The following is a 16,274-nucleotide window of genomic DNA, read 5'->3' as shown; positions in this document are numbered from 1 at the left end:
AATCTCGCTTTCGCGAAAGCGAGAACAAAAAAAGCCACTGCTATATACAGTGGCTTTATAAAATAATGAGATGATTTATTCCTAGAACTTCTCGATAACTTCCTGACTTACTCCAGTATTTGAAAATCCTCCATCATGGAAAAGATTTTGCATAGTTACCTTTTTAGTATAGTCAGAGAATAATGTGATAGAATACTCTGCACATTCTTGAGCCGTTGCATTTCCTAAAGGACTCATTTTTTCTGCATAACTTATAAATCCATCAAATCCTTTTACACCTTGACCAGCAGTCGTAGGCGTAGGAGATTGCGAAATTGTATTTACACGCACCTTTTTATCTTTTCCAAAGAAGTATCCAAAACTTCTCGCGATAGATTCTAGATATGCTTTATTATCTGCCATATCATTATAGTCTGGAAAAGTTCTTTGTGCAGCCATGTATGTAAGAGCAAGTATGCTTCCCCATTCACTCATTGCGTCTTGCTTGTATAGAGTTTGCATTACTTTATGAAAAGAAACAGCACTTACGTCCCAACCTTTATGAGTCCAGTCGTAATTTTGATCTGTATAAGCTTTTCCTTTTCTCACGTTCACAGACATACCTATCGAGTGAAGTACAAAGTCTATTTTTCCTCCTAGAATTTCAACAGATTGTGAAACCAGATTCTCTAAATCTTCAAGACTCGTAGCATCGGCAGGAATTATTTGACTTCCTGTTTTTTCTGCTAGCTCGTTGATGGTTCCCATACGCATAGCGATAGGAGCATTAGTGAGCACAAAGGTTGCACCTTCTGCATGTGCAAGTTCTGCGGTTTTCCAAGCGATAGATTTTTCATCTAGTGCGCCAAATATAATTCCTCTTTTTCCTTTTAGTAAGTTGTGTGACATATCTTATTTATAAGTGACAAATATAAAATTCTTAATTGAGTAATACACGTGCATTTTCTCTTGCAGCGTCAGAAACTTTTCCACCACTCAACATTTGAGCGATTTCCTCTACTCTTTCTTGAGCGTTTAATCTATGAATATTAGAAATAGTTTGATCATCTTTCACCGCTTTTCTCACCATTAAATGATCATTTCCTGCACTGGCGATCTGTGGTAGATGTGTGATAGTTATTACTTGTAAACTAGCACTCATCTTTTTCATAATAAGCGCCATCTTCTCTGCAATAGCACCACTTACACCTGTATCTATTTCATCAAAAATTATCGTAGGTAGATTTTTATAACTCGACAGCAACGCTTTAATCGCTAGCATTAATCGCGATAATTCTCCACCAGATGCAGCTTTATTTAAAGGTAGCAATGCCGAGCCTTTATTTGCAGTGAACCTAAACTCTACGTCATCCATCCCATAAGAGTTGAAATTTGAAGATTTATCGATATGAACTTTAAATGACGCGTCTGGCATTCCTAACAAATGAATGGTGGATAGCATCTCTTTTTCTAACAAAGAAGCTTGAGCAATACGTTGTTCATGAATCTTTATGCCCAGTGATTGTATTTTTTTATTTAAATCATCTAGCTGTTGCTGCGCTTGTTTAATTTTCCTAGAAATGTTTTGTGTCGCAAATACCTTATCTGCGAGCTCATCTCTAAAGATTATCAATTCAGCAACATCTTCTTTATGATGTTTCTTAAATAATTGTTCCACTAAACTCAAGCGTTCATTAATAAGCTCTAGTCTTTCTGGATTTGCTTCTACATTCTCACTATTGCGAGACACTTCTATACTTAAGTCCTCTAATTCTAATAAAGTCGCATTTAACCTATCTTTTGCACCATCATATTCCTTATTATAACTTGAGATTTGAGAAAACTTATTCTTCAATAATCTTAGTTGATCTAGCAGCCCATTATCATCTTCATCCATTATAGATTGAAACTCTTGAAGAACTTGCTGGATCTCTTCTACATTGCTGAGCTGCTCATTCTCTTGTTCTAATGCCGCTATATCAAGTTGATCAAGGCCTGCAGCATCTAGTTCTTCAAGAAGAAAATTATTATAATCGGCTTCTTTTTCTAGAGCAATCTCTTCTTCTTTCCACTTTTTTAATTGTGATTGAACAGCCTTATAAGTACTCCACTCTTTGCGGAATGACTCTAACAAATCAGCAGCAGGCTCCTTATCATTTTCTGTAACCTTATTAACAAAAGCCTGAAGTACATCTATTTGAAAATCGTCAGACGCTAGTTGTAAAGTCTGGTGTTGCGAATGAATATCAATAAGTTGATATCCTATTTCACTCATAGTCGCGAGAGTTACAGGAGTATCATTTATAAAAGCTCGGCTTTTTCCAGATGGCAGGATTTCACGTCTTAAAAAACAGACTGGCTCTACATCAAGGTTATGCTGTTCTAAGAGTTGATCTAGTGATAGATTAGACATATCAACTTGAGCCTCAACCACACATTTACGTGAAGTATCTCGTACAGCACTTAAATCTGCTCTTTTACCTTGAACTAATCCTAGTGCACCCAGTAAAATCGATTTACCAGCACCAGTCTCACCAGTTATCATGGTTAGACCATTGTTCAACTCTAAATCGAGACTATCGATAAGAGCAAAATTTTCAATGTGAATATGTTTAAGCAATTGATTTTAAGGCATTAACAAGCATAATAACTATACTGTAAATTAAAACTTAAATCTAGATAATTTCAAGGTCTTACCAAAGTTCTAGACCTTAATATTGCGCCATTTTGAAGACTGATTAGGCGCCAGTTGCTGTAGTGCAGTTTTAAGTTCTCTAATATCCACGGCAGGTCCACCCGTAAAAATACTTACTATTTCGTCTGCTTTGGCATCAAAGAATAATCGCTGTATCAAACTGTTAGGTCTGCGACTGTTAAGGACTTTAAGCTTAACTATTTCATTACTAAGAAAGGTTTTGGCTTTTTTCTGATCTTCGGCAAAAATGTCCATCCCATTTCTGTGATAGTTATACATCACCTCTCTATACTCTTTAAAGGTTTGTGATAACATATCATCATTGAGCTGGAAACGAGTTCCCTGCCCATCAGTTGCTTTCCATCCTATAGAATTACTTTGCTGCGCTAGACTTACTATGCGTTGAGCCTCGATATGATGCTCTTGTCCACCGTTCAGTTCAAACGTATCTCCATCTATTCCCAGCATCGTGTACATGTAAAAGGAAATGAGCGAAGTCAAATTATTTTCAAATTGGTTTGCGTTATAAAAGAATGGTGCATATTCAACGTACTCAAACTCTACGTTTGTATCCTTATAATTGAAAATAGGTGTTGTATAAGAAGAATTATAAACTGGTCTAGAAAGTGAAATTTGAATATTTCCTTTAAATCGATCATTATTATAATCTGTCACCACAAAAACGATGGAACAATTTATTTTTTCCTCATCTCTGTAATCCTGGTCGGTCCACTCAGTATTATTGATAAACTCCTGCATAGAAGTTTCTAAGGTTCTAAATATAGTTTGGTTAGGTTGCGCAACATTTTGCGCATTTACCTGAACCACAGCGTCAAATTCTTGAGCGCTTGCAGCGCTAACAATTAAGAAAGCTACTAGTGGAACGACTTTAAATAGTCCTATTAATAATTTCATTTATAATATCTTTTGCTACTTCAGATTTAGGTTTTACTTCAAATTCTGTCGTGTTCCTATCTCTATCGATGAGCGTTATTTTATTTGTATCAACTCCAAAACCTGCTCCTTTGTCTCTCGTAGAGTTCAATACGAGCAAGTCTGTGTTTTTCTTTTTTGCTTTCGCGAAAGCGTATTCCAATTCATTCTCTGTTTCTAGAGCAAATCCTACTAGAAACGGTCTTTTATCCATTGCACCTACACTCGCCAGAATGTCTGGATTTTTAGTAAGCTCAATAGTTAACGTATCTGACTTCTTTTTTATTTTCTGGTCAGCAGCATTAATGGGTTTGTAGTCTGCAACAGCTGCACTAAATATAGCATAATCTGCTTTATGAATGTGCTCGTGAACCGTATCATACATTTCTTGTGCAGTTTCTACATTAACCCTATCTATTAAATGATGGTCTGAACTTACATGACTAGGACCCATAACTAGAATTACTTGCGCACCATTTGTAGCCATTTCTAGAGCTAGAGCTGCACCCATTTTTCCACTACTTCGATTCCCTATAAAACGCACTGGATCAATAGGTTCATAAGTAGGACCTGCTGTAATAAGGCATATTTTTCCCTTCAACGGTAATTGAGAAGCGATATCTTTTTCAATAAAATCAACGATCTCTTCAGGCTCTGCCATGCGTCCTTCACCACTCAATCCACTGGCTAGCTCACCAGTTCCTGCAGGAATCATCTTATTACCATAGCTTGCTAACTGCTCAAAATTATGTTGTGTGGACGGATGTTTAAACATGTCCAAATCCATCGCTGGAGCAAAGTAAACAGGACATTTTGCACTGCAGTACACAGCTAGTAGAAAGTTATCGATATTTCCTGCTACCATTTTGCTCATGGTATTTGCAGTTGCAGGAGCTATAATCATATAATCTGCCCACAGGCCTAGATCTACATGATTGTTCCATGTGTCATTTTCATCATCTTCATTTGTAAAAGAAGATAACACAGGATTTTTAGAAAGTGTGGAAAGTGTTAATGGCGTGACAAACTCTCTAGAAGCTGGAGTCATCACTACCTTAACAGTGGCGCCTGCTTTAATAAGCAGGCGCACAAGGTAAGTTGTTTTATAAGCAGCAATACCACCAGTAACACCTAGCAATACATTTTTACCACTTAAAACGGACATCATTTAATTATATTTCTTCTGATTTAGAAGTATCTCTAAAGTAGATTTTACCATCTAACCATTCTTGCACTGCAATCTGGTGAGGCTTAGGTAAACGCTCATAGAATTTAGAAACTTCAATTTGCTCCTTATTCTCAAAAATCTCTTCAAGAGAATCATTGAATGTAGCAAACTCTTCAAGCTTTTCAATAAGCTCTTCTTTAACGTCTGTATTAATTTGCTCAGCACGTTTTGCGATAATAGAAATCGCCTCATACATGTTACCAGTAGGGTTAGTTAAATTGTCCCTATTATAAGTAATAGTAGTAGATGGTGCTTTTATATTCTTAGTATCCATAACTTTAATTAGATATTATTATCTGATTTATATTCTGTAATCTTTTCCATTATCTCGTCTGCTTCTTCACGGTACTCACTAGTCGGAAAACGAGATACAAAGGTATTATAATATTTTGTAGCAGACTCTAGTCGCTCTGGTATCAATTCATCTCTACTCTTCATTGCATACAAGAACTGAGAATCTAGTAAGTAAAACTGAGCGTCATCCATAAATTCTGAACCTGGATGCTGTATGATAAAGTTTTCAAAACTCTTTACAGCAGGAATAAATCTATTACGGTGGTGATAATTTTTTGCGATTTCATAAGCCTTTCTATCTAACTTATATCTCAGCTCGCTTACTAATCCATTTGCCTCATCAGCATGCTTTCCATTAGGAAAAGTGTTGATATAATCCTGTAATTTTGCTAGAGCACGATCTGTATTCACTTGACTTTTGGAATAAATAGATGACATTTTGTAATGACTCTTTGCTCCCATATATGCTGCATATTCTCTGTCTTCACTTGCTGGGTGAGATTGTACAAAACGCTCGTATTGATAAGAACTATTCAAGTAATCACCAGATTCATAGAGTGCTTTTGCATACTTGATAGAAAGTTCTTCGGCTTTATCAGTACCTCTATACTGAGGAATGATTTGGTCAAAAAGGTTCACCGCTTTCCCATACTTCTCTTTTTTAAGAAGTGTATCAATCATAGCTAGTTTAACCTCATTATCTGTGGACTTTAACGCACTTTGATAAGGTCCACAACTTACTGCCATAATAGCTAGAAGAAGTAAAACAAAATAATTTTTCATACTCAATTTTAAATGGTTTGCAAAAGTACAATTTTTAAACATAATTTCTGTGCTCCTTTTGCAACTAACGTTTGTAAAACAATTGTGGTATAAACTGATCTTAATTTAACCTTATTTAAGAATCATATTGCTCCATAAATGCAGCAATCCTAGATCTTAAATCACTATCCACAGGAACTAAAGGTAATCTTAAAACATCTTCTATGAGACCTAAATAGTTCAACATTGCTTTTATTCCACCAGGATTACCTTGTTCAAAAATTAAATCTATACTTGCTGCAAGTTTGTAATGTAACTCATAAGCCTCTTCCACATCTCCATTAAGCCCATAACGCACCATATCACTAAAATCCTGCGGTAATCCTTGACCTATCACAGAGATTACACCAGCGCCACCGGCAAGAACCATAGGTAACGTAATCATATCATCTCCAGAGATGACCAAGAATTCTTTAGGTGAATATTGTATCAATTTCATTGCTTGAACTAGATCACCAGCAGCTTCCTTAATACCTATAATATTCTCACATTCATGAGCTAATCGCACCACTGTTTCTACAGCCATGTTTGAAGCCGTTCTTCCTGGTACATTATATAACAAAATAGGTTTTGTAGTCGCAGCAGCAACAGCTTTAAAATGCTGATAAATCCCTTCTTGAGTAGGTTTATTATATGCAGGAGACACTGATAGAACAGCTATATAATCACTTAAATCTGTAGATTCAATTTCTTCTACAACGGCAGCAGTATTACTACCACCTATTCCTAACACCATAGGCAATCTACCATCATTTACCTTTGTGATAGTTGCTTTTACAGCAGCTTTTTCTTCTAGAGTAAGTGTAGTACTTTCTCCAGTAGTACCTAACACAACGAGGTAGTCAATTCCATTTTCAATTTGAAAATTCACCACTTTTTCAAGTGCAGTATGATCTACTTCTCCGGTAGTTTTAAAAGGTGTAATTAAAGCGACACCTGTTCCTATTAATTCTTGCATCTTATTGAGTTAATATTTTTAAATACTTTTTTAATTCCTGTATAAAACCGTTATAATCATTAAGTTTCACTCCTATCGCGAGATCAAACGAAGTCTGTTCACCATTCCCATAAGCTGCTTTTAAACTAGAAGGTAAAGCTAGACTAAGGTATTCCAGCAAATCGTTTTGAGTTTTAAAATGATTTACCTGAAGATCAAATGATTGTTCTATGAGTTTTTTAGTCTCTAGATCTGTAATACCACCGGACCATTTAATGAGTTTACGATCTATCAAGTGTGCACCCTTAATCGTCGACTTCTTTTTATCATTTACATAGGCGATTAAAGTTACAGACTCTTTTTTAATACCTATCTCTTGTGCCCATTTATAAAAAGGTTCAAAATTTTTAGTCTCCTGTGCGTCAAATAAAACCACGAGCGATTGAGGCCATTTTATAGATGGCCGTTGTTGCTCATTTTGCAACTTTACAAGTTCTTTGCGCAGCCAGCGGCGCTTAATTCCATTAAAAATCATGTACTTTTACTATCTATACAAATGTAGTACAATAGGACATGAAAACATCTATTTTTAGGCAAGTGGGAAAGGCTTTTTGCTATCTCGCTTTCGCGAAAGCGTTATTAATAACAACCTCTTGCAAATCAAGTACTTTACAACTAGAAAAAATTACTGCTGGCCAGACTGTTGTAGATAGTACCATTCAAGGAGTCACTGAGATTGAAGATTATATTGCGCCCTATAAAGAGTCTGTAGATCAACAAATGGATGAAAAACTGAGCTACAATCCAGTTTCTATGCATAAAAATGATTTCAAATACAATACACCTATCGGGAACATGATGGCAGCCATAGTAAGAACCCAAGGCGCTCCAGTTTATAAATCACGTACAGGAAAAGAAATAGACATCGTTCTACTCAATCATGGTGGAATACGATCAGACATGCCAGCTGGTGCAGTAACGATGAGACGCGCCTATGAAATCATGCCGTTTGATAATGAAATCACGGTTGCTGAACTTACTGGAGAACAAATGAACCAACTCATATCTTACTTAGTAGAAAAAAAACGAGCGCATCCCATAGATGGAATGAAAATCCTACTCGATAAAGACGGCAGCCTTAAGTCAGTTTCTATTCAAAACCAACCGCTAGACATGAATAAAACCTATACTGTAGCGACTAACGATTATCTTTATAATGGAGGCGATAATATGAGTTTCTTTAAAGATACTCCGCAGACTAAAACAGACTATAAAATACGTAACGCGATGATTGATTTTTTCAAGAAAGTAGATACTTTGAAATTTGAAAGAGACGATAGATTTGATATAATCAACTAATGAGTGAGATGATGAGAAGAAGAAAATTTATACGCAATTCAAGTGCAGGAATAGTAGCTGGAGCAGCTTTATGGTCTAATTATGCGCTAGCAAATGGTATTTTCACTGGTCCAGAACTTGAACCTGGAACAAAAAAAATTACCATACTCCATACTAATGATACGCACTCACATATAGAACCCATTTCTGGCGGTCGTAATGATGGTCGTGGTGGTGTGGCTCGCAGAGCAGCAATAATTAATAAAGTGCGTTCTGAAAATCCAAATACCTTACTGCTCGATTGTGGTGATATTTTTCAAGGAACACCTTACTTTAATTTTTATGGTGGTGAGTTAGAGATCAAACTTATGACCATGATGGGTTATGATGCAGCTACCATAGGTAATCACGATTTTGACAACAGTATAGAAGGTCTTTACAAACAATTACCGCATGCTGATTTTGACTTCGTCATTTCAAATTATGACTTCTCAAACACGATTATGGACGGACATACTAAGTCTCATAAGGTAATGGTAAAAGATGGTGTACGCATTGGTTTGTTCGGCGTGGGAATCAAACTAGAAGGGCTCGTAGATCCTAAAATGTTTAAAGAAACCGTTTATAATGATCCTATTGAAGTAGCAAAAGATCAAGTCAAGATTTTACGTGAAAAAGAAAAATGTGATATTGTGATTTGTATGTCTCATTTGGGATATAAATATGATGGAGATAAAGTTTCTGATTTATCACTCGCGGCCGCTACGTCAGGAATAGACCTCATCATAGGTGGTCACACGCATACTTTTCTTGATGCTCCAGAAATTGTGAAAAACGCAGCTGGAAAAGATGTAATGGTGAACCAAGTAGGTTGCTATGGAATCAATCTAGGCCGTATTGACTTTTATCTTAAAGAAGGTAAAATTGATAGAGGTGTAGATGTGGTTTATGAAGTATAGAACAATTCAATTAAAATAATATTCATGACTAAATCTACTATCACAAAAGGTTTCATAGCTGCAGGCTTAATGAATACCATTGGAATATTATTTTTTACTAAGTGTTTCACAAATGATGTGATTCCAGAAACCGATCCAGTAGTCATGTCTTACTTTGGTCTATTAATGATTATGGTTTGGGGCGCAGCATTTATAGCGGTTGCAAGAACATATGATCAAGTAAAATGGCTCGTTGGTGTTTTTATAATTGAAAAGCTTTGCTATGTGATCGCTTACGTATATTGGTTCTCTAATAACAGCTTGCAAGAAGTTTATGACAAAGATCTTGTGGCAGGCATATTCTATTCTCTATATGGGCTAAATGATTTTCTTTTCATGCTCTTTTTTAGTTACGTTTTTATAAAACTATCAAAGATTAAATATAAGTTGAAAACAAAATAGTATACACTATTTACAATTCAACCCTATCAATTTTACACAATACACACAAAATTTAATTGATTTTCATAATCATACCCTATTTTTTATAGGGGTGAATAAAAAAAATTAGTTTTTAAACTTACATACCCTATATTTGAATCGTTAATCAATGTTTTCAAAATGGGAAGAAAAGTCAACTTTATAGCCTTAGCCTTATTAGTAATTATTAGCCTAGTTTTTAACACATCTTATACAGAAAATGGAGACATGAGCGCCATCGATAGTGGCGATACGGCATGGATGTTAATCGCTTCAGCTTTTGTATTATTAATGACTCCAGGACTTGCTTTTTTCTACGGTGGAATGGTCAATAAAAAATCTATGATTTCAACCATGTTGCAGAGTTTTGTAGCATTAGGAGTAGTAAGTATACTATGGGTTATTGTTGGTTTTTCATTAGCCTTTGGTGAGAGCTGGCATGGGATTATAGGTAATCCTATGACTTATTTTAATTTCAAAAACGTAGGTCTTGCTCCTAATCCAGACTTTGCTGGAACCGTTCCTTTTTTAGTTTTTGCTTTATTTCAATTAAAATTTGCCATCATCACGCCTGCATTAATTACAGGAAGTTTCGCCGAGCGTGTACGATTTAGAAGTTATATTCTATTTATGGTCTTGTTTACGCTATTCATTTACACACCACTAGCTCACATGACGTGGCATCCTGACGGATTATTACGCAATTTAGGAGTATTAGACTTTGCAGGCGGAACTGTAGTTCATATGAGCGCTGGATTTGCAGCCCTTGCCGGAGCTGTATATTTAGGTAAACGTAAAAAAATCACACATGATCCAGCAAATGTTCCCTATATTATTCTTGGAACAGGTCTTCTTTGGTTTGGATGGTTTGGATTCAACGCTGGTAGTGCTCTAGCTGCAAATGCTGATGCTGCTATAGCGTTTGCAAACACAAATATTGCCAGTGCCACCGCGATGATAACTTGGGTATTTTACGAAAGATTCAGCAATCGTAAAATGAGCGCTGTAGGAGCTTGCATAGGAGCAATAGTAGGTCTTGTTGCCATCACACCAGCAGCAGGTTTTGTCACTATTTCAGAAAGTATTTTTATAGGATTCACAGCTGCAATAACAAGTAATATAGCAATTTCATTATTTTCTAAAACAGGTATCGATGACACATTAGACGTTTTTCCTAGTCATGGAGTTGGTGGAATAGTTGGAATGATACTTACAGCCGTTTTTGCAAAAGACGTAGGTCTAACTAGTGGCGAGACAGAAACCTTTATGTGGCATATTATAGCGCTTATAGGAGTTTCTGTGTTTACCTTCGGTGGTAGTTTGTTATTCTACAAACTGGTTGATATTTTGATTCCTATAAGAGTAAGAGACGATCAGGAAGAGCGCGGACTCGATGCTAGCCAGCATGGAGAAGAAGTGAGTTAATTCAATCGAGTAAAACCTTTTTCTGGAAATGCAATGTCGTACTCTACAGGTGATTCCTCTAAGTACTGAAAGCAACTTTGTTCCTTTTCTGTATCGCTATATATTAGTTTAAACTGGTCGTCTAGTTGCAAGTATAAGATGTAAATCTCATCTCCTGCGCCGCACATACCGCGACCAGCACTACCTGGTTTTGAAGGTTCTATTATATTAAGCAACAAATGCTCAACTCCATCAACTGTTTTGTGACCTAGGAGATCAATTTCATAAGCGTATTCATATCCTAATGCGCCTATATCTAAGACTACATTATCGTCATAGGTTAGATACACATTTTGATCGCCTAGACTCCACAACATCTGTTGCGGATTACCATTAAATTTGACATCGAGCGTTTTTGTAGAACCTGCCTTTTGCCAAGTAAGGTCTACAAAAAGCCCTGTATCGGTTTTTGACTCAAAAACTTCATCATAGCTCAACACTTGACAGACATATTCATCATCAACTTCTGTTTCAAAATCACCATCATATTTGGCATATATTTTAAAAGACTCTTCTTCAGGATAGACAGAATAATAGAAAAGTATAGGAATAGACTCTGTGCTTTTGTCATATTTATACCAACCTGTAAATTCTTGTTCGTACTCACAAAAGCCGACACTTTCCACATACATAGTTATGGGATATTTACCTACATATCCTTTTAATAACATGGTGTTATTAGGGATGATTTTTGAAGAATAGGTTTGCGCTTTCGCGAAAGCGAAATTCAACAAGATCACAATTACCAATAGCTTTTTCATATTTTATATCATTGCTAGAAATTCCTGCTCGCTAATCATCGTTATACCTAATTTCTCTGCTTTAGCAAGTTTAGATGGCCCCATGTTTTCTCCTCGCACTAAATAATCTGTTTTACTAGAAAGTGAACTACTCACCTTACCACCATTATCTTCAATAAGCTTTTTTAAATCAGGACGAGACATTTCAAAAACTCCAGATATCACAAAGCTTTTACCAACTAACTTGTCTGTTTGACCTTCTAATTGTTCTTCAGACAGTGCAAGTTGGAGACCGGACGCTTTCAATCGCTCAATGATTTCCATTTGCTGTTCATTCTGGATAAATTCTACAATAGATTGCGCTATGCTGATTCCTATTTCTGGGACTGCCGTTAACTCTTCTATCTTCTTGTTTGCAGCACTGGAAACATCGGCAAAAAGATCTAAATTTTCTTTTACTGGTTCATCTGGCATGGCGAGTAAGGCATCAATATTTTTATAATGCTTGGCTAGTTTTTTAGCTACTGTTTCTCCTACATAGCGTATTCCTAGACCAAACAACACACGCTCAAAAGGAACGCTTTTACTTGCCTCTATTCCATTTACCATATTCTCGGCACTTTTTTGTGCCATTCGTTCTAGAGGCAATACTTGCTCTACGGTGAGGTCGTATAAATCAGCATAGTTATGAATTAATCCAGCTTCTACGAGTTGACCTACGGTTTCTGCTCCTATCCCATCGATATCCATGGCTTTACGGGATATAAAATGCTCAATCCTACCTTTCACCTGTGGCGGACATGCCATTTCATTAGGGCAATAATGTTTTGCATCTCCTTCGTTACGGATTAATTCTTTATCACATTCTGGACAGTGCGTTGCATAGACTGTAGGTACCGAATTTTCTGGTCGTTTTGATAAATCGACTGCGATTATTTTAGGAATAATCTCGCCACCTTTTTCTACATAAACTTCATCGCCTACTCTTATGTCTAGCTTTTCTATTTGGTCGGCATTATGTAAACTCGCACGGCGCACGGTTGTTCCCGATATCTCTACAGGTTCAAGGTTAGCAACTGGTGTTATAGAGCCTGTTCTTCCTACTTGATAAGTGATTTCTTCTAATCGTGTTGAAACTTGCTCGGCCGCAAACTTGTATGCCATTGCCCATTTAGGAGCTTTGGCAGTGAAGCCTAATTCTTCTTGTTGTCTTAATGAGTTGACCTTTACTACTACTCCATCAGTTTCATAAGGCAAGTTTTTTCTGGCGATGTCCCATTGATTAATAAACTCAAATACTTCTTCTATAGAGTTAGCCAGTTTAGATTCTTTAGGAGCTTTAAAACCCCATTTTCTCGCAAGCGTTAAACTATCAAACTGTGTTTTTATAGGTAAACTATCTCCAGCGAGTTGGTATAATAAACAATCAAGCGGTCTTTTAGCAACCTCTGCACTATCCTGTAATTTTAAACTACCACTAGCCGTATTACGAGGATTGCGATAGAGATCTAAACCTAATGCCTCACGTTCTTCATTCATTTTATGAAATCCATCCCATGGCAACACAATCTCACCACGTATCTCAAATTTCTCAGGAATATCATCACTCTTTAATTGTAGCGGTACCGATTTTATGGTACGCACATTTGCAGTGACCTCATCACCTTGATTTCCATCACCACGAGTAACAGCTTGGACAAATTTTCCGTTTTCATAATGAAGTGAAATACTCGCACCGTCATACTTAAGCTCACAAGTGTATTGAATATCACCATCTACGATCTTCTTAATACGTGTTTCCCAATCCTGTAAATCTTCTAGCGAATAAGAATTATCCAGCGAGTACATACGGTTGATATGCTTTACGGTATTGAAGTTTTTAGTCACCTCACCACCTACTCGTACTGACGGACTAGCAGCATCATAAAATTCAGGATGCGCTGCTTCTAGCGTTTTTAATTGCTCGAGCTTTTTATCAAACTCAAAGTCAGATATCGTAGGATTATCGTTAACATAGTAATTATAATTATGCTCGCGCAACTCGTCACGCAGGGATTGGATTTGTTCTTTTGGACTCATGGAAAATGTGCTATCTTCTGCTCAAATTTTAAGATTCTAAATTACAATAATGAACGCTAGATTTCTAATTCTTCTCAGTTTGATATTAACACTGTTTTCATGTGATGAACCCAAAGTGAGTTTACTGAGTCCAAGCATAATTCCTGCACCACAATCACTACAAGTTAATCCTGGTCATTTTACAATTAATAACCAAACAACTATCAGTAATGGTGATGATTTTACCGCTTCTTATAAGTTTCTTACAGCATTTTTAGAAAAAGCAACTGCTCGTAAATGGAAAACAGAATACAGTGATAATAACGCCATTGTTCTAGAATATGACGCCAGCATCACCTCAAAAGAAGGTTACAGCATCATCAGTAAAGACAGAAACATCACGATTAAAGCCAGTTCAGACGCTGGCGCATTTTATGCCGTACAATCGCTTATCCAATTGATGCCTGCAGCATTGCAAATTCCTGAAACCTCTAATACAATCCACATTCCGGCAGTAACGATTAAAGATGAACCTCGATTTGCGTATCGTGGTATGCACTTAGACGTTTCAAGACATATGTACGATGTAGAATTTATTAAAAAATACATCGACGCGATGGCCATGCTCAAAATGAACACGTTCCACTGGCATCTTACCGATGATCAAGGCTGGCGCATCGAGATCAAGAAATATCCTCGTCTTCAAGAGATTTCTGCTTATCGAGACTCCACACTTCTTGGGCATTATAACGACACACCACATCAATATGACGGCAAGAAATACGGCGGTTTTTATACACAGGAAGAAGTTCGTGAGGTTATCGCTTTCGCGAAAGCGAGACACGTCACCATCATCCCAGAAATAGAATTACCTGGTCACGCACAAGCCGCTATCGCTGCTTATCCAGAATTAGGTTGCACGGGAGAAAACGTACAAGTTGCTATGAAATGGGGCGTTTTTGAGAATATTTATTGTCCGAGTGAGAAAACCTTTGCCTTTTTAGAAGATGTTCTGGACGAAGTAATGGAGCTTTTCCCATCAGAATATATTCATATAGGTGGTGATGAAGCGCCTAAAACGCAATGGAAAACTAGTGCGATTGCGCAAAAAGTCATTAAAGAAAATGGATTAAAAGATGAGCACGAATTACAATCCTATTTTATCCAGCGTATAGAGAAACATGTGAATTCTCGAGGCAAGAAAATAATTGGTTGGGACGAGATTCTAGAAGGTGGACTTGCGCCTAATGCTACGGTCATGAGCTGGCGCGGAACAAATGGTGCCGTTGAGGCCGCAAAAGCTGGTCACGATGTGATCATGACACCTACTTCTCATGCTTATTTTGACTACTACCAAAGTGAAAACGAAAACGAACCACTCGCCATAGGCGGATTTCTTCCTTTAGAAAAAGTCTATCATTTCAATCCTATTCCAGCAGAATTAACTGAGGAAGAAGCTAAACATGTTTTAGGACCGCAAGGAAACGTTTGGACTGAATATATGAAAACCAGTGATCAGGTAGAGTATATGGCGTTCCCACGCATGCTTGCCATGAGTGAAGTTGCCTGGAGTCCAGCAGAAAGTAAAGATTATGCTGATTTCCTAAACCGATTAGAGCATTTCCATAAAAGAATGGACGCGCTGGATCTCAATTATGCCAATCATTTATATGAAATTCAAGGCAAACTAAATGATCAGCAACAGTACGAGTTAAGCACCAAAACCTTAGGGAAAGAAATAAGATTCACGACTGACGGCTCTGCTCCTACCGCAGGTTCCCAACTATACGCGCAACCGATTCCTTTTACAGATAACCTAGCTATAAAAGCTGGCGTTTTTAAAGACGGCAAATTGTTAGGCAACCTTTTTACGCAGCAGCTATTGTTTCATAAAGGAGTTGGCGCTATAATCACTATTAATAAAACGCCACACAAAGCCTATTCTGGAAGCGGTGCCGCAGGATTAATCAACGGAATTAAAGGAAGTGATTCTCGTTATGGCGATAGTGAATGGTTAGGATTTTGGGGTGATGATATTGAGATTGAAATAGAATTTGAAACTGAAGTTGAAGTGAATGAAATTGAACTACGGTTTTATCATGCGCCTGGTCAGTGGATTTATGCGCCTGAGAAATATTATCTGCATTTAGAAACTGAAAAAGGTATAATATCCGACTTAATTTCAATACCAAAAGAAAATGAAAATCTAGTAGTTTCAAATTATAACAGCGAACGGTTTAAGGGTTACGAAGACCTTAAGTTTTCTAAATTGAGCCTTGTTATCCCAAACTACGGCGTCATCCCACAAGGTCAACAAGGCGCAGGAAATAATTCTTGGACATTTATAGACGAAATCATAATCAAATAA

General features: G+C 36.9%; 15 protein-coding genes. 5 read left to right on the top strand and 10 right to left on the bottom strand.

Annotation, left to right across the window (positions count from 1 at the left end):
• Positions 1–81: 81 nt before the first annotated feature.
• From ACSHWW_RS05955 to ACSHWW_RS05920, 8 genes are all read right to left on the bottom strand, one after another.
• Positions 82–888, bottom strand: coding sequence for an enoyl-ACP reductase FabI (locus tag ACSHWW_RS05955; RefSeq protein ID WP_435681507.1), 807 nt, complete (start codon positions 886–888; stop codon positions 82–84).
• Between the two features lie 31 nt (positions 889–919).
• Positions 920–2,599, bottom strand: a complete 1,680-nt coding sequence (recN, locus tag ACSHWW_RS05950) for a DNA repair protein RecN (protein WP_435681506.1) — start codon at positions 2,597–2,599, stop codon at positions 920–922.
• An 84-nt stretch (positions 2,600–2,683) separates the two neighbouring features.
• Positions 2,684–3,589, bottom strand: a complete 906-nt coding sequence (locus ACSHWW_RS05945; RefSeq protein ID WP_435681505.1) for a DUF4835 family protein — start codon at positions 3,587–3,589, stop codon at positions 2,684–2,686.
• Entirely contained in the window at positions 3,564–4,772 is a 1,209-nt protein-coding gene (gene coaBC, locus ACSHWW_RS05940; RefSeq protein WP_435681580.1) for a bifunctional phosphopantothenoylcysteine decarboxylase/phosphopantothenate--cysteine ligase CoaBC, read from the bottom strand. Before coaBC ends, ACSHWW_RS05945 begins: the two co-directional genes overlap by 26 nt.
• A 7-nt stretch (positions 4,773–4,779) precedes the next feature.
• Positions 4,780–5,109, bottom strand: coding sequence for a DNA-directed RNA polymerase subunit omega (locus ACSHWW_RS05935; RefSeq protein WP_435681504.1), 330 nt, complete (start codon positions 5,107–5,109; stop codon positions 4,780–4,782).
• Positions 5,110–5,117: 8 nt separating this feature from the next.
• A complete protein-coding gene (locus ACSHWW_RS05930) occupies positions 5,118–5,912 on the bottom strand; it encodes an outer membrane protein assembly factor BamD (RefSeq protein ID WP_435681503.1) in 795 nt (264 codons plus the stop codon).
• 115 nt (positions 5,913–6,027) lie between these two features.
• Positions 6,028–6,909, bottom strand: a complete 882-nt coding sequence (gene dapA, locus ACSHWW_RS05925; RefSeq protein WP_435681502.1) for a 4-hydroxy-tetrahydrodipicolinate synthase — start codon at positions 6,907–6,909, stop codon at positions 6,028–6,030.
• A gap of 1 nt (position 6,910) precedes the next feature.
• Entirely contained in the window at positions 6,911–7,423 is a 513-nt protein-coding gene (locus ACSHWW_RS05920; RefSeq protein ID WP_435681501.1) for a DUF6913 domain-containing protein, read from the bottom strand.
• A gap of 38 nt (positions 7,424–7,461) precedes the next feature.
• Here ACSHWW_RS05920 and ACSHWW_RS05915 point away from each other — a divergent pair, with 38 nt between their 5' ends.
• From ACSHWW_RS05915 to ACSHWW_RS05900, 4 genes are all read left to right on the top strand, one after another.
• Complete coding sequence (locus ACSHWW_RS05915) at positions 7,462–8,247, top strand: 5'-nucleotidase C-terminal domain-containing protein (RefSeq protein WP_435681500.1); 786 nt, start codon at positions 7,462–7,464, stop codon at positions 8,245–8,247.
• Positions 8,248–8,258: 11 nt separating this feature from the next.
• The gene (locus ACSHWW_RS05910) at positions 8,259–9,185 is read left to right on the top strand and encodes a bifunctional metallophosphatase/5'-nucleotidase (RefSeq protein WP_435681499.1); all 927 of its coding nucleotides are present in this window, start codon (positions 8,259–8,261) and stop codon (positions 9,183–9,185) included.
• Between the two features lie 24 nt (positions 9,186–9,209).
• The gene (locus tag ACSHWW_RS05905; protein WP_435681498.1) at positions 9,210–9,626 is read left to right on the top strand and encodes a hypothetical protein; all 417 of its coding nucleotides are present in this window, start codon (positions 9,210–9,212) and stop codon (positions 9,624–9,626) included.
• Between the two features lie 159 nt (positions 9,627–9,785).
• Positions 9,786–11,069, top strand: coding sequence for an ammonium transporter (locus ACSHWW_RS05900; protein WP_435681497.1), 1,284 nt, complete (start codon positions 9,786–9,788; stop codon positions 11,067–11,069).
• Here the strand turns inward: ACSHWW_RS05900 and ACSHWW_RS05895 are convergent.
• Together ACSHWW_RS05895 and ligA are read right to left on the bottom strand one after the other, a co-directional pair.
• Positions 11,066–11,869 carry a hypothetical protein gene (locus ACSHWW_RS05895; RefSeq protein ID WP_435681496.1) on the bottom strand — a complete coding sequence of 268 codons (804 nt, stop codon included), beginning with the start codon at positions 11,867–11,869 and terminating at the stop codon, positions 11,066–11,068. The two genes, ACSHWW_RS05900 and ACSHWW_RS05895, sit on opposite strands and share 4 nt — an antisense overlap.
• A gap of 3 nt (positions 11,870–11,872) precedes the next feature.
• Positions 11,873–13,927 carry an NAD-dependent DNA ligase LigA gene (ligA, locus tag ACSHWW_RS05890; RefSeq protein ID WP_435681495.1) on the bottom strand — a complete coding sequence of 685 codons (2,055 nt, stop codon included), beginning with the start codon at positions 13,925–13,927 and terminating at the stop codon, positions 11,873–11,875.
• A 49-nt stretch (positions 13,928–13,976) separates the two neighbouring features.
• Between ligA and ACSHWW_RS05885 the strand changes: the two genes are divergently transcribed.
• Positions 13,977–16,274, top strand: a complete 2,298-nt coding sequence (locus tag ACSHWW_RS05885; RefSeq protein WP_435681494.1) for a beta-N-acetylhexosaminidase — start codon at positions 13,977–13,979, stop codon at positions 16,272–16,274.

This window comes from Nonlabens sp. (genome assembly GCF_051251825.1).
Lineage (GTDB): Bacteria > Bacteroidota > Bacteroidia > Flavobacteriales > Flavobacteriaceae > Nonlabens.
Note: the sequence above shows the minus strand (reverse complement) of the source record. Positions and strands in the feature narration are given on the sequence as shown.

Excerpts from the sequence above, each read along its gene's own strand:
- ACSHWW_RS05955 (WP_435681507.1), bottom strand. The coding sequence starts at position 888 with ATGTCACACAACTTACTAAAAGGAAAAAGAGGAATTATATTTGGCGCA.
- ACSHWW_RS05945 (WP_435681505.1), bottom strand. The coding sequence starts at position 3,589 with ATGAAATTATTAATAGGACTATTTAAAGTCGTTCCACTAGTAGCTTTC.
- coaBC (WP_435681580.1), bottom strand. The coding sequence starts at position 4,772 with ATGTCCGTTTTAAGTGGTAAAAATGTATTGCTAGGTGTTACTGGTGGT.
- ACSHWW_RS05935 (WP_435681504.1), bottom strand. The coding sequence starts at position 5,109 with ATGGATACTAAGAATATAAAAGCACCATCTACTACTATTACTTATAAT.
- ACSHWW_RS05930 (WP_435681503.1), bottom strand. The coding sequence starts at position 5,912 with ATGAAAAATTATTTTGTTTTACTTCTTCTAGCTATTATGGCAGTAAGT.
- dapA (WP_435681502.1), bottom strand. The coding sequence starts at position 6,909 with ATGCAAGAATTAATAGGAACAGGTGTCGCTTTAATTACACCTTTTAAA.
- ACSHWW_RS05920 (WP_435681501.1), bottom strand. The coding sequence starts at position 7,423 with ATGATTTTTAATGGAATTAAGCGCCGCTGGCTGCGCAAAGAACTTGTA.
- ACSHWW_RS05915 (WP_435681500.1), top strand. The coding sequence starts at position 7,462 with ATGAAAACATCTATTTTTAGGCAAGTGGGAAAGGCTTTTTGCTATCTC.
- ACSHWW_RS05910 (WP_435681499.1), top strand. The coding sequence starts at position 8,259 with ATGAGAAGAAGAAAATTTATACGCAATTCAAGTGCAGGAATAGTAGCT.
- ACSHWW_RS05905 (WP_435681498.1), top strand. The coding sequence starts at position 9,210 with ATGACTAAATCTACTATCACAAAAGGTTTCATAGCTGCAGGCTTAATG.
- ACSHWW_RS05900 (WP_435681497.1), top strand. The coding sequence starts at position 9,786 with ATGGGAAGAAAAGTCAACTTTATAGCCTTAGCCTTATTAGTAATTATT.
- ACSHWW_RS05895 (WP_435681496.1), bottom strand. The coding sequence starts at position 11,869 with ATGAAAAAGCTATTGGTAATTGTGATCTTGTTGAATTTCGCTTTCGCG.
- ligA (WP_435681495.1), bottom strand. The coding sequence starts at position 13,927 with ATGAGTCCAAAAGAACAAATCCAATCCCTGCGTGACGAGTTGCGCGAG.
- ACSHWW_RS05885 (WP_435681494.1), top strand. The coding sequence starts at position 13,977 with ATGAACGCTAGATTTCTAATTCTTCTCAGTTTGATATTAACACTGTTT.